At 65.3% G+C, this 24641-nt stretch carries 21 protein-coding genes and 1 tRNA gene; 14 read left to right on the forward strand and 8 right to left on the reverse strand.

Going from position 1 to position 24641, the window contains the following annotated elements:
* Positions 1-46 precede the first annotated feature (46 nt).
* The 6 genes from CCX87_RS13440 (at position 47) to CCX87_RS13465 (ending at position 9911) form a co-directional block, all read left to right on the forward strand.
* Positions 47-1096 carry a Sir2 family NAD-dependent protein deacetylase gene (locus tag CCX87_RS13440; RefSeq protein WP_087747017.1) on the forward strand — a complete coding sequence of 350 codons (1050 nt, stop codon included), beginning with the start codon at positions 47-49 and terminating at the stop codon, positions 1094-1096.
* A gap of 168 nt (positions 1097-1264) precedes the next feature.
* The gene (locus CCX87_RS13445; RefSeq protein ID WP_087747020.1) at positions 1265-3340 is read left to right on the forward strand and encodes an AAA family ATPase; all 2076 of its coding nucleotides are present in this window, start codon (positions 1265-1267) and stop codon (positions 3338-3340) included.
* Positions 3341-3367: 27 nt separating this feature from the next.
* Positions 3368-4852 carry a DUF2779 domain-containing protein gene (locus CCX87_RS13450; RefSeq protein ID WP_087747022.1) on the forward strand — a complete coding sequence of 495 codons (1485 nt, stop codon included), beginning with the start codon at positions 3368-3370 and terminating at the stop codon, positions 4850-4852.
* 4 nt (positions 4853-4856) lie between these two features.
* Entirely contained in the window at positions 4857-5849 is a 993-nt protein-coding gene (locus CCX87_RS13455) for a helix-turn-helix transcriptional regulator (protein ID WP_087747024.1), read from the forward strand.
* A 4-nt stretch (positions 5850-5853) separates the two neighbouring features.
* Positions 5854-7566, forward strand: coding sequence for a GmrSD restriction endonuclease domain-containing protein (locus tag CCX87_RS13460; protein WP_087747026.1), 1713 nt, complete (start codon positions 5854-5856; stop codon positions 7564-7566).
* A complete protein-coding gene (locus CCX87_RS13465; RefSeq protein ID WP_087747028.1) occupies positions 7563-9911 on the forward strand; it encodes a DUF262 domain-containing protein in 2349 nt (782 codons plus the stop codon). The genes CCX87_RS13460 and CCX87_RS13465 overlap by 4 nt, the downstream gene beginning before the upstream one ends.
* A 79-nt stretch (positions 9912-9990) precedes the next feature.
* Here the strand turns inward: CCX87_RS13465 and CCX87_RS13470 are convergent, their stop codons facing one another.
* The 3 genes from CCX87_RS13470 to cysM form a co-directional block, all read right to left on the reverse strand.
* Positions 9991-10218 (reverse strand): sulfurtransferase TusA family protein, encoded by a 228-nt coding sequence (locus CCX87_RS13470; RefSeq protein ID WP_087748338.1) that lies wholly within the window; start codon positions 10216-10218, stop codon positions 9991-9993.
* 5 nt (positions 10219-10223) lie between these two features.
* Entirely contained in the window at positions 10224-10808 is a 585-nt protein-coding gene (locus tag CCX87_RS13475; protein WP_087747030.1) for an NUDIX domain-containing protein, read from the reverse strand.
* 92 nt (positions 10809-10900) lie between these two features.
* The gene (gene cysM, locus CCX87_RS13480) at positions 10901-11803 is read right to left on the reverse strand and encodes a cysteine synthase CysM (protein WP_087747032.1); all 903 of its coding nucleotides are present in this window, start codon (positions 11801-11803) and stop codon (positions 10901-10903) included.
* A 41-nt stretch (positions 11804-11844) separates the two neighbouring features.
* Between cysM and CCX87_RS13485 the strand changes: the two genes are divergently transcribed.
* Positions 11845-11929 (forward strand) — tRNA-Leu (locus CCX87_RS13485).
* Positions 11930-12112: 183 nt separating this feature from the next.
* Here CCX87_RS13485 and CCX87_RS13490 read toward each other — a convergent pair.
* Together CCX87_RS13490 and CCX87_RS13495 are read right to left on the reverse strand one after the other, a co-directional pair.
* The gene (locus tag CCX87_RS13490; RefSeq protein WP_087747034.1) at positions 12113-12331 is read right to left on the reverse strand and encodes a hypothetical protein; all 219 of its coding nucleotides are present in this window, start codon (positions 12329-12331) and stop codon (positions 12113-12115) included.
* 155 nt (positions 12332-12486) lie between these two features.
* Positions 12487-13425: a LysR substrate-binding domain-containing protein gene (locus tag CCX87_RS13495; protein WP_087747036.1), complete on the reverse strand. Its 939-nt coding sequence runs from the start codon at positions 13423-13425 to the stop codon at positions 12487-12489.
* A 218-nt stretch (positions 13426-13643) separates the two neighbouring features.
* On the opposite strand from CCX87_RS13495, the gene CCX87_RS13500 reads away from it, so the two are divergent.
* Together CCX87_RS13500 and CCX87_RS13505 are read left to right on the forward strand one after the other, a co-directional pair.
* On the forward strand, positions 13644-14849 hold the full coding sequence (locus CCX87_RS13500; RefSeq protein ID WP_087747038.1) for an acyl-CoA dehydrogenase: 1206 nt from the start codon (positions 13644-13646) through the stop codon (positions 14847-14849).
* Positions 14850-15056: 207 nt separating this feature from the next.
* Positions 15057-16328, forward strand: coding sequence for a CaiB/BaiF CoA transferase family protein (locus CCX87_RS13505; protein WP_087747040.1), 1272 nt, complete (start codon positions 15057-15059; stop codon positions 16326-16328).
* 24 nt (positions 16329-16352) lie between these two features.
* Here the strand turns inward: CCX87_RS13505 and CCX87_RS13510 are convergent, their stop codons facing one another.
* Both CCX87_RS13510 and CCX87_RS13515 read right to left on the reverse strand, forming a co-directional pair.
* Positions 16353-17546 (reverse strand): sugar transporter, encoded by a 1194-nt coding sequence (locus CCX87_RS13510; RefSeq protein ID WP_087747042.1) that lies wholly within the window; start codon positions 17544-17546, stop codon positions 16353-16355.
* Between the two features lie 330 nt (positions 17547-17876).
* Positions 17877-18371 carry a hypothetical protein gene (locus CCX87_RS13515; protein WP_087747045.1) on the reverse strand — a complete coding sequence of 165 codons (495 nt, stop codon included), beginning with the start codon at positions 18369-18371 and terminating at the stop codon, positions 17877-17879.
* 215 nt (positions 18372-18586) lie between these two features.
* Here CCX87_RS13515 and CCX87_RS13520 point away from each other — a divergent pair, with 215 nt between their 5' ends.
* The 3 genes from CCX87_RS13520 (at position 18587) to CCX87_RS13530 (ending at position 21325) form a co-directional block, all read left to right on the forward strand.
* Complete coding sequence (locus CCX87_RS13520; RefSeq protein WP_087747047.1) at positions 18587-19546, forward strand: chemotaxis protein; 960 nt, start codon at positions 18587-18589, stop codon at positions 19544-19546.
* 347 nt (positions 19547-19893) lie between these two features.
* A complete protein-coding gene (locus CCX87_RS13525; protein ID WP_087747050.1) occupies positions 19894-20490 on the forward strand; it encodes a hypothetical protein in 597 nt (198 codons plus the stop codon).
* A gap of 184 nt (positions 20491-20674) precedes the next feature.
* Complete coding sequence (locus tag CCX87_RS13530; RefSeq protein ID WP_087747052.1) at positions 20675-21325, forward strand: DUF4124 domain-containing protein; 651 nt, start codon at positions 20675-20677, stop codon at positions 21323-21325.
* An 18-nt stretch (positions 21326-21343) separates the two neighbouring features.
* On the opposite strand, the gene CCX87_RS13535 is transcribed toward CCX87_RS13530, so the two are convergent.
* Positions 21344-22294: an NAD-dependent epimerase/dehydratase family protein gene (locus CCX87_RS13535; protein WP_087747054.1), complete on the reverse strand. Its 951-nt coding sequence runs from the start codon at positions 22292-22294 to the stop codon at positions 21344-21346.
* 181 nt (positions 22295-22475) lie between these two features.
* Between CCX87_RS13535 and CCX87_RS13540 the strand changes: the two genes are divergently transcribed.
* Together CCX87_RS13540 and CCX87_RS13545 are read left to right on the forward strand one after the other, a co-directional pair.
* Complete coding sequence (locus tag CCX87_RS13540; RefSeq protein ID WP_087747057.1) at positions 22476-23534, forward strand: CDP-6-deoxy-delta-3,4-glucoseen reductase; 1059 nt, start codon at positions 22476-22478, stop codon at positions 23532-23534.
* A 103-nt stretch (positions 23535-23637) separates the two neighbouring features.
* On the forward strand, positions 23638-24615 hold the full coding sequence (locus tag CCX87_RS13545; RefSeq protein ID WP_087747060.1) for a tripartite tricarboxylate transporter substrate binding protein: 978 nt from the start codon (positions 23638-23640) through the stop codon (positions 24613-24615).
* Positions 24616-24641 lie beyond the last annotated feature (26 nt).

Raw genomic sequence — 24641 nt, forward strand, 5'->3', positions numbered from 1 at the left:
AGCCCTTATCCATCAAGCGCCAGAAGCTATCAAAGAAGGAGCACCCATGCCCAAAACACCCCACGACCCGCTGTACTACCACGCCCGCCGGGCCGTGCTGCACGCCAACGATACCGGCATCTCCCACCTGCAGCGCCGCCTGCGCATTGGCTACCAGCACGCCATCGACCTGCGCCACGCCCTGCGGGGTGACGTGCTGGAGCACCAGGCTGACACCGACACCTGGCACATCCGCGCTGAGGCCGACCGGCACACCGACTTCCTGCTCGAAGAAAAACTGGCCCAAGCCGCACGCCTGATCGGCAGCGCCAAGGCCCTGGTCATTGCCGCAGGCGCGGGCATGGGCATTGACTCGGGCCTGCCGGATTTTCGGGGCGACGAAGGCTTTTTGCGCGCCTACCCCGCGCTGGGTCGGCAAGGGCTCTGCTTTCAAACCATCGCCTCGCCCCCGGCGTTTGAACAGGTCCCCTTGACCGCTTGGGGCTTCTACGGCCACCGGCTCAATCTGTACCGCGCCACCGCGCCACACGCCGGGTTTGGGGTGCTCCACGCCTGGGGCCAGCGCATGGCGCAGGGCTGCTTCGTCTTCACCAGCAACGTCGATGGGCACTTTCAAAAAGCGGGTTTTCCCACGGCCCGCGTTCATGAATGCCACGGCTCCATCCACCGCCTGCAATGCACGGCCCATTGCAGCGGCGAGATCTGGCCCACGGCCCACCTGCACCCGCAGGTGGACGAAGCCGCTTGCCAGTGGCAGGGCGAACTGCCCCACTGCCCACGCTGCGGCGCGCTGGCGCGGCCCAATGTGCTGATGTTTGACGACCGGCACTGGAACGACACCCGCAGCCAGCAGCAGCGCATGCTGCTCGACATGTGGCTGGACAGCACCACCGCCCCGCTGGTGATCGAAATCGGCGCTGGCCGCGCCGTGCCCACCGTGCGCAACTTCACCCGGCGCATGCAGCAGCGCGGCAGCGCGCTGGTGCGCATCAACCTGCGCGAGGCCAGTATTCACAACCCGGATGCGATTGAGATTGCGCTGGGGGCGCGAGAGGCGCTGGAGCGGATTCAGCAGCACCTTGCGGCTGATATATGAATCGGTCGCGTCGGCACATCAAAATTGATAGCTGCCAGCGCTTTACAGCAAAGTGCTGGAGCCTCAAATCACCTAAAACTCTCGCGCTGCCCGCCACAACACCTGCCAGCGACACAAGTCGTCGCACCCCTGCGGATGATCACTCCTGTCACCCAAAGGAGCATCTGCATGGCCTACCGTCACCCTCGCCCCCCCACCAAGCAGGCGCCCCACATTGCACTGTGGATGCTGCGCCTGATCACCTCGCATGAAGTCCTTCGCCGCTTCGTGTGCAAGGACGACTTTGGCCGCGACGACATCGCCTACGCCCTGGGTCTGGACCACTGGATTGACCCCGAAGACCGCCCTTTCAACCCCCAGGCGGTGCGCGCCGAGCTGTACCAGCAGCTGAGCAAGGCCCAGCGCGCATGCGCCCAACAGCCCCTGCCCGCCCTGCTGCAGGACAACGTGCAGCGGCTGGCCGCGCTGGTGGGGCTGAGCGCGGTGGATGCGCGCATCCTGGCGTTTGCCGTGTGCCTGCACAACGAGCCCATGCTGGACGAAACGGCCGACATGCTGGAGCAACTCACCACCACCCAGGTCATCAAGACCGTGGCCATGCTGCTGGATCTGCCCGATGCGCAGGTGCGCCAGGCGCTGGGCAGCCAGGGCCTGCTGGCGCGCTCGGGTCTGGTGGTGGTGGACCGCAGCGGATCAGGGCGCCTCAAGTCCAAGCTGGAGATGCTGTCGCACACCTTCGCCGACCAGATGGTGTCCACCGACGCCGACCCCATCCACCTGCTGCGCGGCAAGATCCAGCCCGCCGCGCCGGGGCATCTTGCGCTGACCGACTACGGCCACATAAAGCCTACGCTGGACATCGTGCGCCCCTGGCTGCACCACGCGCAATGCTCACAGCGGCGCGGGGTCAACCTGTACGTGCACGGCGCGCCCGGCACGGGCAAGACCGAGCTCGCGCGCGCCCTGGCGCAAGACCTGGGCTGCGATCTGTTTGAGGTGGCCAGCGAGGACGATGACGGCGACCCGATCAGTCCGGTCAACCGCCTGCGCGCCTTCCGCGCCGCGCAGAGCTTTCTGGCACAGCGCAAGGCGCTGCTGCTGTTTGACGAGGTGGAAGACGTGTTCCACGACAGCCCGCTGGAGCGCGGAACTGCCCAGTCGCACAAGGCCTGGCTCAACCGCATGCTAGAGGACAACCCCGTGCCCACGCTGTGGCTGTCCAACACCGTCGCCGGGATGGATGCCGCCTTCATCCGCCGCTTCGACATGGTGTTCGAGCTGCCCGTGCCGCCGCGCAGCCAGCGCGCGCGCATCGTGCAAGCGCATTGCGGCGACCTGCTGGATGCCCCGCGCCTGGCCCGCGTGGCCGACGCCGAGCACCTGGCCCCCGCCGTGGTCGCCCGCGCCAGCACCGTAGCCCACGCCATCGAAGCCGAGGTGGGCCGCGCGGCCAGCGCCAGCGCCTTCGAGCACCTGGTCAGCCACACGCTGCAAGCCCAGGGCCACCGCCCGCTGCCGCGCCATGACGCCAACCGCCTGCCCGAGGTGTATGACCCCGCCTTTCTGCACGCCGACGCCGACCTGGCCGCGCTGGCACAAGGCATTGCGGCCACGCGCAGCGCCCGCCTGTGCCTGTACGGCCCGCCGGGCACGGGCAAGACCGCCTTTGGCCGCTGGCTGGCCGAGCAGCTGGACATGCCGCTGCTGGTGCGCCGCGCGTCCGACCTGCTGTCGATGTACGTCGGCGAGGCCGAGAAGAACATCGCCCGCGCCTTCCGCGAAGCCGAAGACGACGGTGCGCTGCTGCTCATCGACGAGGTGGACAGCTTTCTGCAAGACCGCCGGGGCGCCCAGCGCAGCTGGGAGGTGACACAGGTGAACGAAATGCTGACGCAGATGGAGAGCTTTGCGGGCGTGTTCATCGCCAGCACCAACCTGATGGACGGGCTGGACCCCGCCGCGCTGCGCCGCTTTGACCTGAAGGTGAAACTGGACTACCTGCGCGCCCCCCAGGCCTGGGCGCTGCTGCAGCGCCACTGCGTGCAGCTGGGGCTGGCTGCGCCCAGCGCTGCGCTGCGGACGCGTTTGGACCGCCTGCACCAGCTCACGCCCGGTGACTTTGCCGCAGTGCTGCGCCAGCAGCGGCTTCGCCCACTGCCCAGCGCCGATGCGCTGGTGGCTGCACTGGAGGCCGAATGCGCGCTGAAGAGCGGCGAGGCGCACCAGCGCATCGGATTCGTCTGACACAATTTGCAACGAAAGCCCGCCGCTATGCGCACTCTATCCAAATCCAAACTGCTCGCCTTCCGCCAATGCCCCAAGCGCCTGTGGCTCGAAATCCACGCGCCGCAGCTGCGCGAGGACTCTGGCGCCACGCTGGCCAACTACGCCACGGGGCACCAGGTGGGCGACATTGCGCGGCAAATCTACGACCCGGCGCAGCACGGCCAGCTGATCGACCCTCAGGTCGAGGGCTTTGACGAGGCCTTTGCGCGCACGCAAACCCTGCTCCGCGCACGCCAGCCCATCTTCGAGGCAGGCTTTCGTGCCGAAGGCGCGCTGGCCTTTGCCGACGTGCTGCTGCCTGCGGGCAAGCAATGGCGCATGGTGGAGGTCAAGTCCAGCACCAGCGTAAAGGACTACCACCGCGACGATGTCGCCGTGCAGGCCTTTGTGGCCCGGGCCTGCGGCGTGCCGCTGCGCTCCATCGCGCTGGCGCACGTCGACAACAGCTGGACCTACCCCGGCGACGGCGACTACCAGGGCCTGCTGGTGGAGGCCGACCTGACCGACGAGGCCTTCGCCCGCACCGGCGAAGTGCGTGGCTGGATTGCCGACGCCCAGGCCGTGGTGGCGCGCAAGAAGGCGCCTCGCACTGTCACCGGCGCGCAGTGCAGCGAGCCCTACGAATGCGGTTTTCTCGCCCACTGCCAGAGCCAGGAGCCCCAGGCCGAACACCCCGTACACTGGCTGCCGCGCCGTGGCAACGCGCTCAAGGCTCACATCGAAGAGCACGGAATCAGCGAGCTGCGCGACGTACCTGACAATCTGCTCAACCCGATACAGCAACGCGTCAAGGCCGCCACCATGTCGGGCCAGGCCTTCTTCGACCAGCCCGCCACCGCACAGGCCCTGGCCGCGCACAAGCTGCCGGGCTACTTCATGGACTTTGAAACCATCCAGTTCGGCGTGCCCCTCTGGAAAGGCACACGGCCCTACCAGCAACTTCCCTTCCAGTTCAGCGTGCACCGCCTGGGGCGCACGGGGCGGGCCACACACCAGGCCTTCCTCGACCTCTCCGGCGGCAACCCATCGCTGGCTTTTGCCCAGGCCCTTGTTGCAGCCTGCGGCGAACGCGGCCCGGTGTTTGTCTACAACGCCGCGTTTGAAACCACCCGCATCCGTGAACTCGCTGAACGCCACCCCCGCCTGGCCACCGCGCTGCGGGCCATCAACGATCGCGTGGTAGACCTGCTGCCCATCGCCCGCCAGCACTACTACCACCCCAGCCAGCAAGGCAGCTGGAGCATCAAGGCCGTGCTGCCCGCCCTGTGCCCTGAATTGCACTATGACGCTCTCGACGGCGTGCAGGACGGGGGGGCGGCTCAGCAGGCATACCTGGAGGCGATCACACCCGCCACCAGTGCGCCGCGCAAAGCCGAATTGGAACGTCAACTGCTGGCATACTGCAGCCTGGACACCTGGGCCATGGTACGGCTGTGGAGCGCATTCACCGGCCAGCCCGTTCGAGACTGACTCCATGCCCCAACGCCCCGATACCCTCGAAACCGTCCTGCTCGCCGTGGAACTGCTGCGCCGCATCCCGCGCGGACGCAAGATCACCGCCAGCGAGCTGCACCGCCAGCTCAAGGACGCCGGCATGGAGCGCAGCGAACGCACCATCCAGCGCCAGCTGGAAATGCTCAGCAGCCACTTCGAAATCGAACGTGACGAGCGCAGCAAACCCTACGGCTATCGCTGGTTAGAACGCGCCCAGACCCTGGCCGTGCCACACCTCACGCCCCACGAATCACTACTGCTGCAACTGGCCGAGGAGCACCTCAAGCACCTGCTGCCCGCACGGCTGATGCAATCCATGGACGGCTTCTTCAGCCAGGCCCGGCGCAACCTGGGCGACGACAGCCAGGGCCACGGCACCCAGTCCACCCGCCTGGCCCGCGAATGGCCGCGCAAGGTGCGCGTGGTGGCCACCAGCCAGCCACTGCTGCCGCCCGCCATCCCGTCCGGCGTGCTAGAGGAAGTGAGCGAGGCGCTGTATGCCAACCGCTGGCTGGAGCTGGACTATCAAAATGCCGCAGGCAAACGAAAGTCCATCAAGGTCATGCCCCTGGGCCTGGCCCAGCAAGGCCCGCGCCTGTACCTGGTGTGCCGGTACGAAGACTTCGACAACGAACGCAGCCTGGCGCTGCACCGTATTCGCAAGGCGCAGGCATCCACGCTAACGTTCGCGCGCCCGGTGGAATTTGACTTGCAGAAATATGACGACGATGGGCGGTTTGGGTTTGGGGAGGGGCAGCAGGTGCGGCTGACGTTCTGCATTGAAAACGAGGCAGGCTTTCACCTGCGGGAGACACCCCTATCGAAAGACCAGCACGTGCAGGATCACAACGATGGATGGATGGAAATCACTGCCACCGTGGTGGACAGCGCGATGCTGGACTGGTGGTTGCGGGGATTTGGGACCGCGGTCACCGATGTGCGCAAGATGACTTTGAATACCGAGGAAAAGTAAAAAGATGAACTACAAACTGGAATACAAGCCCGTGGGCTTCGGAACGGACCCTGATACCAAGCAGCAAAACCAAGGGCTTACCGGAACATTTTTTATACCGGCATACCAGCGCGGTTACCGCTGGACAGAAGATGAAGTCCAAAAGCTGCTGACCGACATCTGGGAAAGCGCCATGAACGAAACCAGGCACTACAGCTTGCAACCTATCGTGATCAAGAAACGTAGTGACGACAACTGGGAACTGATCGACGGACAGCAACGGCTCACCACGTTGTGGCTGATCTTCAACTACATGCATAAAAGCGGCTATCGGCGCTCTGGTGCTGCCTATCACCTGGAATACGAAACGCGCCCAGGCAGCCGCGACTATCTACAAACACTGGATGCACAAAAGGCTCTGGAAAACATCGACTATTTCCACCTGAGAGGCGCGCATGACGCGATCGAGAAGTGGTTCGACAACAGGGCCAGCACCGACCAAGCCAAAGAGGCACTGATCCTTCGAATCTATGGCTATCTCTCTGACTCGGTGCGCGTCATCTGGTACGAAGTGCCAGAAAAAGAGGCGCCCATCCCCCTCTTCACCCGCCTGAACCAAGGTCGCATTCCACTGACCGACGCCGAGCTTCTCAAGGCAGTCTTGCTAACACACGTTTCCAAGAACCACAAGGGGCGCGAAAGCGAAATCGCCGCGCAATGGGACGGCATGGAGCGCGACTTGCAGCGCCCCGAAATCTGGGCCTTCGTCGCAGGCAACGTGCAGAACGGCGCACGTCATGGCACCCGCATCGGCTTGCTGTTCGACACCCTGGCACAGCCGGAAAGACCCAGCGACAGCAAGCCCCCGCCATACCACACATTCGACACGCTGCGTTCGCAGGCCGAAAGCAGCGGCCTGAAGTTTTGGGGAAAGGTGGAAAAACTGCACGCCCAGATTCTGGGCTGGTTCGAGGAGCCGCGCTGGTACAACAAGATCGGCTTTTTGGTGGCCTGCGGAGTATCCATTGGCAAGATCCAAAGGCAAGCCCTCGACAGCAACAAAAATGCTTTTGACGACTGGTTGGACGAGCAGATTAAAGGCACCTTGAAGATCAACGCAAGCGCGCTGGACGAGCTGAGCTACGAAAACAACGCCGCAGCCCTTCAGCGCGTGCTGCTGCTGTTCAACGTGCAAATCTGCCGCGAGCGATTTCCGTTTGAGAAACATGTGGGGCAGGCATGGACACTGGAGCACATCCACGCTCAGAACGCCCAAGACCTGACCCGTGCCGATCAATGGAAATCATGGCTACAGGAGCATCGCAATGCCCTGGAAGCCATCCAGATTGACCGTGCTGCAATGGCACTGCTCGACGAGATCGACGGCGCCATCCCGGCGGTGGAGGAACGCGGCTTTGGCGAGCGGTTTCGCGACCTGGCGGGGCGGATACAAAAGGCACTGACCCCTGATGATGAAGGCGCTGACCACACCATCGCCAACCTGGCCCTGCTGTCCCACAAAGTCAATGCCGAACTGAGCAATGCCGTGTTCGAGGTCAAGCGGCAAAAGGTGGTCGATAGCGACAAGCGCGGGGACTACATCCCGGCGGCCACCCGCAACGTTTTCCTGAAGTACTACACCCCCGCAGGCAATATGCAACCCCATTTCTGGGGCGCAGCGGACAAGGCTGAGTACCTGCAAGCCATCAAAGACAAACTGAAACCCTACCTGCCATGAACACGCCACACAGCGACAGCACCCACACCAGCCTGGCCCAACTGTTCAGCCAGCCCATCAACGGGTTGCAGGTGCAGGCCATCGAAATCCCCCTGATCCAGCGCGACTACGCACAAGGCCGCAACAGCCCGCAGGTACAGCAGATTCGCGGACGTTTCATCACCAGCTTGTGCGACGCTCTAGACAGCCCCGGCGGGATCGACCTGGACTTCGTGTTCGGTGACGTGGTGGTAATAGAGCACGGCACGCAGAAAGTGCCCACGCTGTACCCGCTGGACGGCCAGCAGCGCCTGACTACATTATTTTTGCTGCACTGCTATCTGGCCTGGCATACCGGCGAAACCGAAGGGGTTCGTCAGCCTTGGCACGCCTTCAGCTACGCCACCCGCCCCAGCGCGCGGGCGTTCTGCGAGTTTTTGACTGTATGCCGCCCCAGCATGGCGCAAGGCCCTGTGTCCACATGGCTGAAAGACCAAGCCAGCTACCTGCCCACCTGGAAGCACGACCCCACCATCCAGGGCATGCTGGTCATGCTGGACGCGTTACATGAGCGGTATTGCCAGGACTCAACGGAAAAGCTGCGCGCACACTGGCAGCGGCTGACCGACCCGACCCATCCAGCCATCCGCTTTCATCTGCTGCCCATTCAGAGCAAGAGCGAGAACAACACCCTGTACGTGAAGATGAACTCACGGGGCAGGCCGTTGACCGATTTCGAGAACTTCAAGGCCGAGCTGGAAGCGCTGATGCGCGACGACCCTGCCATCCCCGCAGAAACCAAGCGCACGTTCTCTGACAAGATCGATACGATCTGGGCCGACCTGTTCTGGCACTACCGGGGCGACAACCACCTGATCGACGAAGAGTTCATGCGCTACCTGCGTTTTCTGGCCGAAGTGCAGGCTTGGAAGATCGGCAAGAAAGACGTCAATCAGTCCCAAACCGACCGGCAAGCACTGGCCGAGCTGGCCGGATGCCTGCTAGCCGACATGAACTGGACGGTGCGCGCGCTGGATATCTGGGCCGGTATAGGGCCCGACAGTATCAAACCCTTGTTCGAGCAACTTTTCACCCGCACCGAAGGGCCTGCCACGCAGCCTCTGCGCATGTTCAATTTCAGGGATTTCAACGAAAACCGCATCGGCGTGGATCTCTTTCACGCCTGCTGCGAGAGCTACGGCAAAAGCCGCCCCTGGAGCTTGCCGCACACCCTGCTGCTCTATGGGGTGCTGCGCGCGCACATGGAATTCGTGCCTTTAGACACCCTGCGCCCGCGCCTACGCCTGCTGCGCAATCTAATCGAGGCATCGCGTGTTGAGATCCGCACCGACAACATGCCCAGGCTACTGGCCGAGGTGTATGGCATCGTCGTCGGAAAAACGCTGGCTGAAATCAAAACATTCAACCAAGTACAAGTGCGCAACGAGCAGGACAAGCAAGCCCTCCTAGACATCCATCCCACGTTGCGGGATACCATGCACCGGCTGGAAGACCATGTACTGCTGCGTGGCGGATTGACGGCGTTCAACCTTGACCCCGCGCAGAACCCCGCCACCTTTGAAGCCCGCGCCCTGCAGTTCGCCATCTTGTTTAATCCGCCCCACACGCCTTACAGCTTGGCCAGCGTGGCTCTGCTGGCCAAGCGCAATGATGGCCGGGGCTATATGCGCAGTTCCGGCCACCGCCTGACCTACCTGGGCGCGCCCAGACAACAGCAAGCAGGGCTATGGGAAGACCACTGGCGCGCTCGGCGCAACGAGCATCCCCACCCCAGTTCTACCGCGCTATTGGCCCTGCTGGACTGCATGGCGGCAGGGCAGCCGCCGCAATCCGTCGTCGATGCGTTTCTGGACGACCCCCAGACCCCCAAAGACTGGCGCTACTACCTTGCAAAGTACCCAGCAATGCGCGGCGAACAACTTGAGTTTGCTGGCACCTACGTGGTGTCCCCAGACCCAGGCTATTCCCTGTGCATGCTCTACACCGACTCTTGCGACAACCGCAGCTACCACCACGACGCCTACCTTCTGGCACTGGCCACGCTCGCGCAAGTAACCCCAGCGAATGACCGTTGGCCCCGCTCCTTCTACGGCTACGAAGACAAGGCCCGCTACCTGGAGCTACTCGGCAGTCGCATCAAGATACGGTGCGTGGACGCTGGTTGGGAATTCAGCAACATCCCTGAAGACGCCGTGCAGCAGCAGGCGTTCAACGGTGTAGTGCAAAGCCACCCCCGCTATCAAAATCTGCTGTACGCCATACCCCAACACAATGGCATCGACACCGAAGACCGGATCGAGCTGGGCGCGCAACTACTGCGGGACCTGATCGCAGTCGGGATGTGAATCTGAGCACATAGTTACCAAAATAATAGCTATCAGCGCTCGCCCATCATGGGCTAGCAACCGGTTTAGCTTGCAACGCTTAGCGCCGCCGCAGAATGTGGATGTATTCCTCGCCCACCGTCTGCTGCTCCACCAGCTCATTGCCCGTCTGCTTGGCAAACGCCTGAAAGTCCCGCAGAGACCCGCCATCGGTGGCCACCACCTTCAGCAACTGGCCGCTGGCCATGTCTGACAGCGCCTTCTTGGCCTTGAGGATGGGCAGGGGGCAGTTAAGGCCCCGGGTGTCGATTTCTTTGTGAACGTCCATGGTCATCAATCCTTAGGCGGCGTCGCGACCGGGGCTTGGTCATCCAGCCCGCGGCGGCGCTCTGCATTTTCTTCGGCGGTAAAAAACACCGGCTCATGACCCCTGGTGCGCAGCCAGTCGGCCAGCGCATAGCCGGTGCCCGCAGGCCAGCACTTGAGGTCTGCCAGATCGTACAGCCGGTAGTCCACCAGCTCGGGCGACAACTGAACCTGCCCCGTGGCCACCACATGGTAGGCAATGATGATCTGGTTCATGCGCAGGAACTCATACGCGCCCACCAGGGTGGTGGACTGCACGTCGAGGTTGGTTTCCTCCTTCACCTCGCGCGCAATGCCCTCCTGCGGCGACTCGCCCGCCTCCATGAAGCCGGTGATCAGCGCAAACATCTTGCCCGGCCAGGCCGCATTGCGGGCCAGCAGCACCTTGCCGCCCACCTCCACAATCGCCGCCAGCACGGGCGTGGGGTTGTTCCAGTGCGTCCAGCCGCAGGCGGGGCAACGCAACCGCTCTTTGTCACCGCCGTCTTCGGCCAGGGTGATGGGTTGCAGGGCGGTGCCGCAGTGCGCGCAGTGGCGGGTTTCGTAGTTCATATACTATTATTATGATAGCTGCTAGCGCTTAATATATAAGGGCTAGAGGCCAATTTCATCAAAATATTGACGCCAACGATGGCTTGAGCGCCTCACGCAGGAAACACGCCGGTAGAGAGATAGCGGTCTCCCCGGTCGCACACGATGAACGCAATGGTGGCATTGCTCTCGCGCTGCGCGATCTGCTGCGCCACCCAGCAGGCGCCCGCCGCCGAAATGCCCGCAAAAATGCCTTCTTCGCGCGCCAGGCGGCGGCACATTTCTTCGGCGTCGTCCTGGCTCACATAAACCAGCTCATCGACCGCCGAGGCGTCGTAAATTTTGGGCAGATATTCCTGCGGCCACTTGCGGATGCCCGGAATGCGCGAGCCCTCTTGCGGCTGCGCCCCAATGATCTGGATGGCGGGGTTTTTTTCTTTCAAAAAGCGCGACACCCCCGTGATGGTGCCCGTGGTGCCCATGGCGCTGACAAAGTGGGTAATGCGCCCACCCGTTTGCTCCCACAGCTCGGGGCCGGTGGTTTCATAGTGGATGCGCGGGTTGTCGGCATTGCCAAACTGGTCCAGCACCTTGCCCTCGCCGCGCTTTTGCATGGCCTCGGCCAGATCGCGGGCGTGCTCCATGCCACCACTCTTGGGCGTCAGCACCAGCTCGGCACCAAAGGCCTTCATGGTCTGCGCCCGCTCAATCGACAGGTCTTCGGGCATCACCAGCACCATGCGATAGCCCTTGATGGCCGCCGCCATGGCCAGCGCAATGCCCGTGTTGCCCGACGTGGCCTCGATCAGCGTGTCGCCCGGGCGAATCTCGCCGCGCTCCTCGGCACGGCGAATCATCGACAGCGCGGGCCGGTCTTTCACCGAGCCCGCAGGGTTGTTGCCCTCCAGCTTGCCCAGCACCACGTTGCCACGCTCGGCATGGCCTTGCGCCCCAATGCGCTGCAGCGCCACCAGCGGCGTGTTGCCCACCGCATCTTCAATCGTCGGATATTTCATGCGCCCTACTGTGCCATAATTTGCGTCTTCACAAATTACCCGCCCGGGTGGTGAAATTGGTAGACGCAGGGGACTCAAAATCCCCCGCCGCAAGGCGTGCCGGTTCGATTCCGGCCCCGGGCACCACAGACAAGGCCGGTAGCTTCCATTAGCTACCGGCCTTTTTCTTTTTCCCTATGGCAAGCGGCTTTGACTAGTGCGCAGACGTGCGCCGAAATGTGCCGGAATCCGCGGATACGTGGGGGTACATTTGGGGGCACATGCCCGAAAAGCGGGGGCATCTGGTGGCACCCAGGCGCCACGGTGAGGTCAGTTGCCCTGGCGCCGGATCAACTGCCGCCCCTGGGGGGTGATGGCCATTTCACCGCCCGCCTTCTTGCTGATGAGCCCCCACTCCAGCAGCCGCCCAGACAGGTGCTCTTTGAGCGCGCCGTCCTGGGTGATGACCTCACCCATCTCCAGCCGTTTGAGAACATCGATCTCGTCCACCGTAGGGTCGAAATGCGCTGCGTGGTAGGTGTTCGTCATGGTTGATCTCCGGGTAGCCGTTGTGCATGCAACTGACGCCGCCAGATTAGACCGATGGCCTGCGCAACGCAAGCGCAGCCCACCAGAACCTGGCCCTGCCCATTGCACGGACGCATGGACGTGCGTGCGGCCGCTGCGGGCCGGGGCAGCGCGCTTCAGGGTGCGGGCAAATCCCCCTTCGCCATGCCCAGCAGCCACTGCGCAAACGCCGCCAGCACCGGGGGCTGGGCCTGCGCGGGGCTGATGAGGTAGTAGGCACGCTCGCCACGCAGCGGGCGTGCGCAGGCCACCACCAGCTCGCCACTGGCCAGTTCAGCCTCGATGAGCAAGGGCGGGATCAGCGCCACGCCCATGCCATGCGTGGCGGCCACGGCCAGCATCGAGAACAGCTCGTAGCGCGGGCCATCCAGCGCGTGCGGCGCATTCACACCCATGGCATCAAACCACTGGCGCCAGCCGTAGGGGCGGGTGCTTTGCTGCAAAAGGGGCAGCCCGGCCAGCGCCTCGGCCGACACGGGCTGGTGGGCCCGGCCCCGGCCACGCGGCGCGGCGGATTCGAGCAGGCGTGGGCTGCACACGGGCACCACGTCTTCGTGCATCAGCAACTGCGCCTGCACGCCCGGCCAGTGGGCCACCTGCTCGGGCGTGCCGGCATACAGCGCGGCGTCGAAAGTGGTGTCGGCAAACAGAAAGGGCCGCGTCTGGGTTTCGATGTGCACCACGATGTCCGGGTGCTGCTGCGCCAGTTGCGGCAGGCGCGGGATGAGCCAGCGCGTGGCAAACGTGGGCACCGCCGCCAGCGTGAGCGTGCCGCCCTCGCCCTGGTGGGCCATCACATCGAGCGTGTCGCGCTCCAGCCCCTGCAGCCAGCGCGCCACCTGGCGGCCGTAGTGCGCGCCGGCGGGCGTCAGCACCACGCCGTGGCGCGTGCGGCGAAACAGCTGCACGCCCAAAAATTCTTCCAGCGCCTGGATCTGGCGCGACACCGCGCTTTGCGTGAGCGAGAGCTCTTGCGCGGCGCGCGTGTAGCTCTCGTGCCGGGCGGCGACTTCAAAACAGGCCAGGGCCTGGGTCGATGGAATATTGCGGCGCATGCTTGACTCGAACTCGTTAACGGCTCTCCACCCCAGGAAAGCCCATGCAACAAGTATTCCATACATGCCAAAAACGCATTTCTGGATGAAAAGAAGTCGCTTGCAGGCCTTGCGTGGCAAGCCTACGATGCCCCCTCACGCAACAACGCCATGCGCAACCCGCATGACGCCAGGCGCCGCTTCATTGATTCCTTGATCTACCGACCGGAGACACCACCATGGCCCACGCCGCTTTCCAATGGGATGACCCTTTCCTGCTCGACCAGCAACTCACCGACGACGAGCGCGCCATCCGCGACGCCGCCGCCGCCTATTGCCAGGACAAGCTGGCCCCCCGCGTGCTCGAAGCCTTCCGCCACGAGAAGATGGACACCACCATCTTCCGCGAGATGGGCGAGCTGGGCCTGCTGGGCCCCACCATCCCCACACAGTACGGCGGCGCCGGCCTGAACTACGTTAGCTATGGCCTGGTGGCGCGCGAAATCGAGCGCGTGGACTCGGGCTACCGCTCCATGGCCAGCGTGCAAAGCTCGCTGGTGATGGTGCCGATCAACGAATTCGGCACCGAAGCGCAAAAGCAGAAATACCTGCCCAAGCTGGCCACGGGCGAATTCATCGGCTGCTTCGGCCTGACCGAGCCCGACCACGGCTCCGACCCCGGCAGCATGGCCACGCGCGCCTACAAGACGGCCGGCGGCTACAAGCTCAAGGGCAGCAAGATGTGGATCACCAACAGCCCCGTGGCCGACGTGTTCGTGGTCTGGGCCAAAGAGGTGAGCGAAGGCGGCGATGGCAAGGATGTGGTCGGCCCCATCCGCGGCTTCATTCTGGAAAAGGGCATGAAGGGCCTCACGGCACCCGCCATCCACGGCAAGGTGGGACTGCGCGCCTCGGTCACCGGCGAGATCGTGATGGACGACGTGTTCGTGCCCGAAGAAAACGCCTTTCCTGAAGTGCAGGGCCTGAAGGGCCCCTTCACCTGCCTGAACAGCGCGCGCTTCGGCATCGCCTGGGGCGCCCTGGGTGCGGCCGAGTTCTGCTGGCACACCGCGCGCCAGTACACGCTGGACCGCAAGCAGTTTGGCCGGCCCCTCGCCGCCAACCAGCTCATCCAGAAAAAGCTGGCCGACATGCAGACCGAAATCACCCTGGGCCTGCAAGCCGCGCTGCGCGTGGGCCGCATGAAGGACGAGCACCAGAACGTGGTCGAAATCACCTCGCTGATCAAGCGCAACAACTGCGGCAAGTCGCTGGACATTGCCCGCATGGCGCGCGACATGATGGGCGGCAACGGCATCAGCGACGAGTTCGGCGTGGCCCGCCACCTGGTGAACCTGGAAGTGGTCAACACCTACGAAGGCACGCACGATGTGCACGCGCTGATTCTGGGCCGCGCGCAGACGGGCATTGCGGCATTTGCGTGACATCCCCCTGAGGCGCTACGCGCCTTCCCCCTTCTCTCGGCTTCGCCGGGAAGGGGGACGACGCCCTCGCTGCGGGGCGGCCCTTGCTCGGCGTCCCTGGCCTGGAGACACGCCCAACTCATCCCTCATGCCCATCCCATACGTTTAGGCTGCTAGCGCTTGATATACAAGCGCTAGTAGCTATGAATTTAATAGCAACCCAACTTCATGATCACACCCTCCCCCAACGCTGGCGCCCTCGCTGGCATCAAGGTCCTCGACCTCTCCCGCGTGCTCGCCGGACCCTGGTGCACCCAGATGCTGGCCGACCTGGGGGCCGATGTGGTCAAGGTCGAGCGCCCCAGCGTGGGCGACGACACGCGCCAGTGGGGCCCGCCCTTTTTGAAGGACGCCGCCGGCAACAACACGAACCAGGCCAGCTATTTCACGGCCTGCAACCGCAACAAGCGCTCGGTGACCATCGACATGGCGACGCCCGAGGGCCAGGCACTCATCAAGCAGATGGCGCAGCAGGCCGACATCGTGGTGGAGAACTTCAAGGTCGGCGGCCTCAGGCAATATGGCCTCGACCATGAGAGCCTGCGCGCGCTCAACCCGCGCCTCATCTACTGCTCGGTCACCGGCTTCGGGCAAAGCGGGCCGTATGCCGAGCGCGCCGGTTACGACCTCATGGTGCAAGCCATGACCGGCATGATGAGCATCACCGGCCGGGCCGACAGCGAACCCGGCGGCGGTCCGCTGCGCGTGGGTGTGGCGGTGATCGACCTGTTCACCGGCATCTATGCCAGCAACGCCATCCTGGCCGCGCTGCATGTGCGCGACAACGCAGCCACCGGCACCGGCCAGGGCCAGCACATCGACATGGCGCTGCTGGACGTGGGCATGGCCGTGCTGGCCAACCAGGCGTCGGGATTCCTCGCCACCGGCGAGGCGCCTGGCCGCATGGGCAACAGCCACCCGAGCCTGGCGCCCTACCAAGACTTTCCCACGCAGGACGGCAACATGCTGCTGGCCATTGGCAACGACGGGCAGTTTCAGCGCTTTTGCGCCGCTGCCGGCCAACCCCAGTGGGCCGCCGATGCCCGCTTTGCCACCAACACGCTGCGCGTGCAGCACCGCGCCGAACTCATCCCCGCCATGGAAGCCGTCACGCGCACGCGCACCACGGCCGCGTGGATTGCACTGCTGGAAGACAAGGCCGTGCCCTGCGGCCCCGTCAACACCATTGCCCAGGCGTTTGACGACGCGCAGGTCAAGGCGCGCGGCCTGGCCGTGACGCTGCCGCGCTGGAAGACGGGCGAGGCCGGCGACGGCGTGGCGCAGATCACCGGCGTGGCCAGCCCGCTGCGCCTGTCCAGCAACCCGCCGGTGCTGCGCAACGCGCCACCCGCGCTCGGGCAGCACACCGACGAGGTGCTGCGCGAACTGGGCCTGAGCGCGCAGGCCATTGCCGCACTGCGTGAGAGCAGAACCCTCTGAGAGGCACAGGGGTGATGGAAACGATCAACCCGCCGGCACCCCGCGAAAGCCCTCGCCCCAGCGCCAGAAGGCCATCGCACACCACGCCAGGCCCAGCGCCACCAAGGCACCGCCGACCACACCGATGTGCTGCATGCCCCAATGCTGGCTGACCTGGCTGCCCAACAGGGCACCAGCCCCAATGCCGATGTTGAAAATGCCGGAGAACATGGACATGCCCACATCCGTGGCATCGGCGGCCATGCGCAGCACCTTGGCCTGCATGGCCAGCGTGAAGCAGATCAGCGCCACGCCCCACACCGCGCAGACCATGTACAGCGCGCCGATGGAACGCGTGCTGGCCAGCAAGACCAGCAAACACAGCGCCAGCGCCGCCAGCGCCAGCAACAGGAACCCGTTCGGAAAGCGCATGCCAAAGCGGCTGAACAGCAGACTGCCGCCCACGCCCATGCCGCCAAACAGCAGCAGCACCACGGTGGTGGTGTCGCCGCTATAGCCGGCAATGGTCTGCACCAGCGGCTCGATATAGCTGTAGGTGGTGAACTGCCCCGTCACCACGATGACCAGCAGCAGGTACAGCGACACCAGCGCCGGACGGCGCAGCAGCATGGGCACGCTGGCCAGCGACCCGGCGTTCTGGCTGGGCAGCAGCGGCAGCCATTTGGCCAGCCCCAGCAGCACCACCGCCGCCACGCCGCCAATGGCCCAAAACGTGGTGCGCCAGCCCAGCCATTCGCCCACCACGCGCCCCAGGGGAATGCCCAGCACCATGGCCAGTGTCGTGCCCGTGGCCAGCAGGCTGAGCGCCTGCGCCTGTTTTCCCTGGGGTGCCACGCGCACGGCCAGCGAGGCGGTGATCGACCAGAAAATCGCGTGCGACAAGGCCACACCCACGCGGCTGAGCACCAGCACCGGAAAGCTCCAGGCAACGCCCGACAGCCCATGGCTGACGATGAACACCAGAAACACGCCCACCAACAGTTTTCGCCGCTCGACGCTCTTGGTCAGCAGCATGAAGGGCAAGGACGCCAGCGCCACGATCCAGGCATAGATGGTGAGCATCAGCCCCACCTGCTCCGTTGGCATGCCAAAGCTGCCGCCAATGTCGCTGAGCAGGCCGACGGGCACGAATTCGCTGGTGTTGAAAACAAAAGCCCCCAGGGCCAGGGCAATGACGGCCAGCCAGGCTTGGGTAGGACTGCGGGAAATGTTGGACATAAGGCAATGAAAAACGTGCCCCACCTCCTGCACGACTTCCTGCGCGGCCACGGGCATCCGCGTTGGTTATTGCAACTGCGGTGACGACTGCGGCGGCGCCCACGCGCAATGCCACGGCGCAACCGGCAAGGCTTGTCAGTGAAGGTTCAGGGTGGGGAGACAAAGAAGGCGCACAAAAAGTGCACGAACAGGGGGCAGGCATGCAACCTGCCCATGAATGCTGCACCGCACAACGCTTCGATTCTGGCATTTTCCAGCCTTGCGCGCTCGCGCTGCCGAAACACCATTTCTGCAGACAAGGGCAGCGGGACTGAACGGTTCCGCCAGCCTTCAGCGCGGCCGCTCAAAACCGCTCACCACCCACGCCTCGGCGCTGGCCACGGTCAACTTGAAGCCCGGCGACACCGGCACGCGCGCGACCTCTTCACCGTATTCGTCCTGTGCGTGCAGCGTAGCGGTCGCGCCTTCTTCGTCGGGCACGATGGCCAGCGCCACGCGCAGGCACTGGCCCTGCACCGTCACGGTGACGTTTTTGTTCAGTTGGGTATGCAGCTGCTGCTCGTGGCGGCGCAGCACTTCGCTGGCCGTCTTGACCAGGGTGTTGAAGGCCGACACATCCAGCGGCTTGGGGTTCTTCTTGTCGCGCCCCATGGTCCACGGCCCCACCAGCGCCGGCTCGGCCTCGCCCAGCAGCGTCATGGCCACCGCCCAGCCATCGTCATCCTCGTTCTTAATGACCCGCGCCGTCCAGCGCCCATCGCTCCACAGGCGCGGTTCTTGAACGGGGGCGGGCGTGTCGGGGGTATCAGGGATGGCGTCGGTCATGGGCACTGCGGCAGTTCTGGGAAAAGGCGCAGAGCATACGGCGGATTGCCACGGCCCCGCCCGCGCCCTGCAGCACAGCGCCACATGGCGGGGCTTTTTCCACCCATCCGGGGTGGCCCCGGCAGTATTTCTTCGCGCAGCCCGCTGTTTCAGGCGGTTCCATCGGTTCTGCTTCTAAAATTTGTAAAAGCGCGTATCCGCGCCAAGGACACTCCATGCAAACCGTACAGCGAGATAGCGAAGAGCGCACCCACCTCACCGGCAACAACCAGTTCGAGCTCTTGCTTTTTCGCCTGGGCGCCGACAGCGCGCTGGGCCAATCCGAGCTGTTTGGCATCAACGTTTTCAAAATCCGTGAAATCGTTGCCATGCCCAGCATCACCCCCATCGCGGGCGCTGCGGCGCACTCGATGGGCGTGGTCAACCTGCGCGGGCAGATCATTCCGGTGCTCGACCTGCCGGCCATCATGGGCTGCACGCCCAAAACCGGGCTGAACATCATGCTGGTGACCGAATATGCGCGCACCACCCAGGCGTTTGCCGTGGAGTCGGTGGAAGACATCGTGCGGCTCGACTGGAAGCAGGTGCTGTCCGCCGAAGCCAGCGGCGCGGGCGGCAAGCTGGTGACCAGCATTGCGCGCCTGGATGGCAACACCGACGGCTCGCGCCTGGCGCAGGTGCTGGATGTCGAGGCCATCCTGCAGCTGGTGTCGCCGCCCGAAGGCAACCCGGTCGACGCCCAGAAAGTGGGCCCGCGCCTGGCGATGCAGCCCGGCACCATCATCCTTGCGGCCGACGATTCCTTTGTGGCCCGCTCGCTCATCGAGCAAGAGTTGCAATTGCTGCACGCCCCCTTCGAAATGGTCAAGTCGGGCCAGGAAGCCTGGGACCGCCTCAATGCCCTGGCCACCCAGGCCGCCGCCGAAGGCACAACCGTGCTGGACAAGGTGGCGCTGGTGCTGACCGACCTGGAAATGCCCGAGATGGACGGCTTCACGCTCACGCGGCACATCAAACAGGATGCGCGCTTTCAGGGGCTGCCGGTGATCATCCACTCGTCGCTGTCGGGCTCGGCCAACGAACACCATGTGCGCAGCGTCGGTGCGGACGGCTATGTGGCCAAGTTTGTGGCCGAAGACCTGGCCGGCGCCATCCGGCGCGTGCTGCCGGCATAGCCGGCAGGTGGCGCGCGATAATTGTTGGTCAAAAGTGACCTTGGCGCTTACCAGACAAGCGCAAGCAGCTATATAAAATATAGCAATTATCAGGCGCGCTTTGGCGCATCGGCTAAATCCTCGGGTCTGACAATGCCACGCGGCCCAGGCCCCATTGCCGCACGGGTAGTTGCACTGGTAGCTACACGGGCAGCGGCGTTGGTCATGGGGCCAGGTCAACCAAATGGTGTCGTCAGGCGTCTAATGGGCACGGCCGGTCCGTGAAGTTGTAACGCCCCGCCGGGGCGCTTTTCAAGGGCTTTACGCAGCGGGCGGAACGCCTGCCGCAGCGCCAGAGTCTGACCACCATGACATACCACCTTGCCCGCATTGTTTCTGCCGTTGCGCTTGCCGCGCTGGCCACGGGCTGCGCCGTGGTTCCTGGCGACCCTTACGACCCTTATTACACGCCCCAGCCGTCGGGCTATGGCGTGTATGAGCAGCCTGCCTATATCTACGGCAGCCCACCGCGCGCCTACGGCTACCCGGTGGCCCCGCCACCCGGCTATTACGGGCGCCGCCACGACGACCGCAATGACTGGCGTGAACGCGAGCGGGCCCAGCGCGAGCGCGAGGCACAGCGCGAACGCGAAGCCCTGCGTGACCGGGAAGCCCACCGCGAACGCGAAGCCCGCCAGGCCCAGGATGCTCGCCGCGAGCAGGACGCCCGCCGGGACCGCGAGCGCGACCAAGCGCGTGAACAAGGCCGCCGCGAGCAGGCTCAGCGTGAGCAGGCCCAGCGGGATCACGGCAACCGCGATCAGGCCCAGCGCCCGCGCCGCGATGATGAACGCCGCCCGGCGGGCGACAACGCGCGGCAAAATCGCCCGGATCGCCCGGATCGCCCGGATCGCCCGGACCAGCCGCGCTGGAGAGGCGACGCCCCGCGCGGCCAGGGCAACTGAGAGGCTGAGAATCTTTTGCGCATGCCCGCTCATCACGCCAAAACGCACCCGCTCGTCGTTGCAAATGCGCGCCATAGCCCGAGCTATGGCTGTGCTTTGCGCCTAGATCGGCTGCGTTGTGGCGCGCTGCTCGGACCCGCGCAAAAAACTCTCAGCCTCTGAGGAACCCTGAAGGAAAACCACCATGCCCCTCGTGCGCAATTGCCTGGTCGCCGCTGCGGCGCTGCTGTGTTTCGCCGCGCAGGCCCAGGTGCTGCGCTGCACCGACGCGCGCACCGGCCAGGTCACCTACACCGACGGCGCCTGCGCGGGCTCTGCATCGGTGCGCGAGGTCGAACCCCGCAAGACGCCGCAGGAAATCCAGCTGGAGCGCGAGCAAGCCACCGAGGCGCTGGCGCGCAAGCAGCAACAACTGCAGGCCGAGGCGGCTGCCCAGCAGATCGACGCCGACCGCGCTGCCCAACGTGAGAGGGATCTTGCGGCACGCACCGCTCGCCCGGCGGCGCGCGCGCAGGACTATGCGCGGTCAGCCGAGTGCGCCCGGTCGCGCCGCAACCTCGATGTCGTCATCAGCAGCACCAGCGGGACCTATGACCAGAACCTGCGCGTCGAAGCCGCGCAGCGCCAGGTAGACCTGGACTGCCTGGGCCCCGAGGCCTATGCCGAGGTGGAAAAAGCCCGCGCGGCCAGGCAGGAGACGGCCCCTGCGGTCGTGGTGGTTCCGCCGCGCCACCCGACCTACACCCGGCCCGGCCCACCGCCGCCACCGCGCAAGTTCACGCAGTGCAACGTGTTTCGCTGCTACGACAGCCAGGGCAACAGCTATCCACGCTGACAGCGCGGTGGTCAGGGATCAGGCGCGCAGGCCTTGCGCCACGGTGGGGTAGCGCAGTCGCAGGCCCAGCTCGCCCAGCAACCGCTGGTTGTCAAGCCGGCGCGATTCGCTCATGAAGCTCAGCAGCATCACCGGCAGCGCATCCTGCGCCGTGCTGCGCGGCACCCGGGGCGGGCGCGGCAGGCCATACAGGTCGGCGGCCAGATCGAAATAGTCGCCCATCTTCATCTCACTGCGGTCGCTGGCGTTGTAAACCCGCTGGGGCTTGCCACGCCACAGCGCCGCCAGGCAGGCGCGCGCCAGGTCATCGGCATGGATGTGGTTGGTGTACACGTCATCCTGCGCCAGCAGCACAGGGGTGCCCTTGCGCAGCCGCGCCTCGGGCGTGCCGCCCTCGCGGTCGGGTGCGTAGATGCCCGGAATGCGCAGGATGCTGGCGCGCACGCCGGCACGCCCCAGGTGGCGCACAGCGCGCTCGGCATTCACGCGGCGCTGGGCCCGCGGCGTGCCGGGCGCCACGGTGCGGGTTTCGGCCACCCGCGCGCCCGCGCAGTCGCCATACACACCGCTGGTCGATGCATACACCAGCGACACGGGCAGGCTGCGCAGCCGCAAGGCCCGGGCCAGGGCCACGGTGCGCGGGTCGCGCCACCATGCAGTGCCGCCGCCACCTTCACCCGGTGGCGGGGCCAGGTGCACCACGCGCGTGGCCAGGCCCGACAGGCGGCGCAGTGTGGCGGTCTGATCGAGGTTGCCCACCAGCGGCGTCACCCCCTGCGCGCGCAGACTGCCCATGCGCCCGGCCTGCGAGGTCAGCGCCAGCACGCGCATGCGCCGCGCACCCGGCCCGGCCAGCAGGCTGCGCGCCACGCGCTGGCCCACATCGCCATAGCCCACGATCAGCAGGCGCTCGCGCCGAAAGCGCGAGGGCAGCGCGCCCAGCCCGCTGGCCAGTGCGACGGTGCTCATTGCGCCCCCCGCCATGAACGGGCACGGCGCGCGCTGTGGCTCTGGCGCGCCGCGGGCGTGCCGGGCAGCCACACGCGGCGGCAGGCCTTTGCGCGGTTAAGGGAGTGATCAGGTTCTGAGGGCAAAATCGGGGCCATTCGCATGAAGACAGCTTGAAGAATAGTCCAAGGATACCCACAACATGACCCGTGCCGAGACTGCCAACGCAGCGTTCCAGATCACCGTGCAACCCAGCGGCCGCGCATTCAGCGCCCAGGCCAACGAAGCCATTCTGGCCGCCGCCATCCGCAGCGGCGTGGGCCTGCCCTATGGCTGCAAGGACGGCGCCTGCGGCTCGTGCAAGTGCAAGAAGCTCAGCGGCGCCGTGCACCATGGCGCGCACCAGTCCAAGGCCCTGACGGCCGACGAGGAAGCCGCGGGTTTCGTGTTGACCTGCTGCGCCCACGCCCTGACCGACGTGGTGCTTGAATCGCGCCAGGTCACCGACGAAAGCGCCTACCCCATCAAGAAGATGCCGGTGCGCGTGGCCGCGTTCGAGAAAAAATCGCACGACGTGATGCAGCTGCGCCTGCAGCTGCCCGCGGCCGACACCTTCCGCTACCACGCGGGGCAATACATCGAGTTCATGCTGCGTGACGGCGCGCGCCGTGCCTATTCGATGGCCAACGCCCCCCACACCCAAGCCGAGGCGCCGGGGCTGGAGCTGCACATCCGCCACATGCCGGGTGGCCTGTTCACCGACCATGTGTTTGGCGCGCTGAAGGAAAAAGAAATCCTGCGCATCGAAGGCCCGTTTGGCAGCTTTTTCCTGCGCGAAGACACGGACAAGCCCATCGTGCTGCTGGCATCGGGCACGGGGTTTGCGCCCATCAAGGCGCTGATCGAGCACATGCAATTCAAGGGCATCACGCGCCCCACCACGCTGTACTGGGGCGGCCGCCGGCCGGGCGACTTGTACCTGCACGACTGGATGCTGGCGCGCGCCGCAGAGATGCCCCATCTCAGCTATGTGCCCGTGGTGTCCGATGCCCTGCCCGAAGACGGCTGGACGGGCCGCACCGGCTTCGTGCACCAGGCCGTGCTGCAGGATTTTGCCGATCTCTCGGGCCACCAGGTGTATGCCTGTGGCGCGCCCATCGTGGTGGACTCGGCACGCGCCGCCTACAGCGCCGAGCGCGGCCTGCCGCCCGATGAGTTCTTTGCCGACTCCTTCACCTCCGAGGCCGACAAGCACGGCTGAACCCGCCAGATTGCGGGTGGATGGAGGCCGCTGGCATGCGGCCCATCGCTCCGGCCAGCGGCCTTTTTCAGGGCCAGCGCTCCGTTTTTTGCACAATGGAGCCATGAACCGCCGAAACATCCTTCTTGCAAGTGCCGCTGCCGCAGCGGTTTTTTCTTCTTCCCTGGCCATGGCGCAGGACGCGGGCGCGCCCATTCGCCTGATCGTTCCCTACGCCCCCGGCGGCCCGCTGGACATCACGGCCCGCGCGCTGGCCGAGCGGGTGCGTGACGCACTGGGCACGGTGATCATCGACAACAAGGGCGGCGCCGGCGGCAACATCGGTGCCGACGCGATCGCCAAGGCCGCGCCCGACGGCCTGACCATCGGCATCGCCGCCACCGCCACGCACGCCGTGAACCCCTGGCTGTACGCACACATGCCCTACGACGCCGCCAAGGACTTTGCCGGCATCACCCAGATGGTGCGCGTGCCCAACGTGCTGGTCATGAACGCCGAAAAGGCGGCACGCCTGAAAATCAACACCGTGGCCGACCTAATCGCCTACGCCAAGGCCAACCCGGCCAAGCTCAACTACGGCAGCGGCGGCAATGGCAGCGCGGGCCACCTGGCGGGCGAGATGTTCAAGCAGCGCGCGGGCATTTTTGCCCTGCACATCCCCTACCGCGGTGGCAACCCGGCCCAGCTGGCGCTGCTGAGCGGCGAGGTGGACTTCAACATCGACAACCTGGCCACCGCCGCGCCCAACATCCGCGCCGGCAAGCTCAAGGCCCTGGCCGTGACCAGTTTGCAGGCCAGCCCGGCCCTGCCCGGCGTGCCGCCCCTGTCCAGCACCTTCAAGGGCTTCTCGATCGACACCTGGTGGGGCCTGGTGGCGCCCGCCGGCACGCCCAAGCCGGTGATCGCCAAGCTGAACAAGGCCTTCGTGGCGGCACTGAACGCCCCCGAAACCAGAACCCGTTTTGGCGCGCTGCTGGCCGAGCCCGTGCCCACCACCCCCGAGCAGTTCGACGCCTTCATGGCCAGCGAGCGCGCCAAATACCAATCGCTGGTGAAGGCCTCGGGCGCCAGGGTGGATTGAGGGATGGGCTGATCGCCATCCGGACA

The sequence above is a fragment of the Acidovorax sp. T1 genome, from assembly GCF_002176815.1.
In the GTDB taxonomy this organism is placed as follows: Bacteria; Pseudomonadota; Gammaproteobacteria; order Burkholderiales; family Burkholderiaceae_C; genus Acidovorax.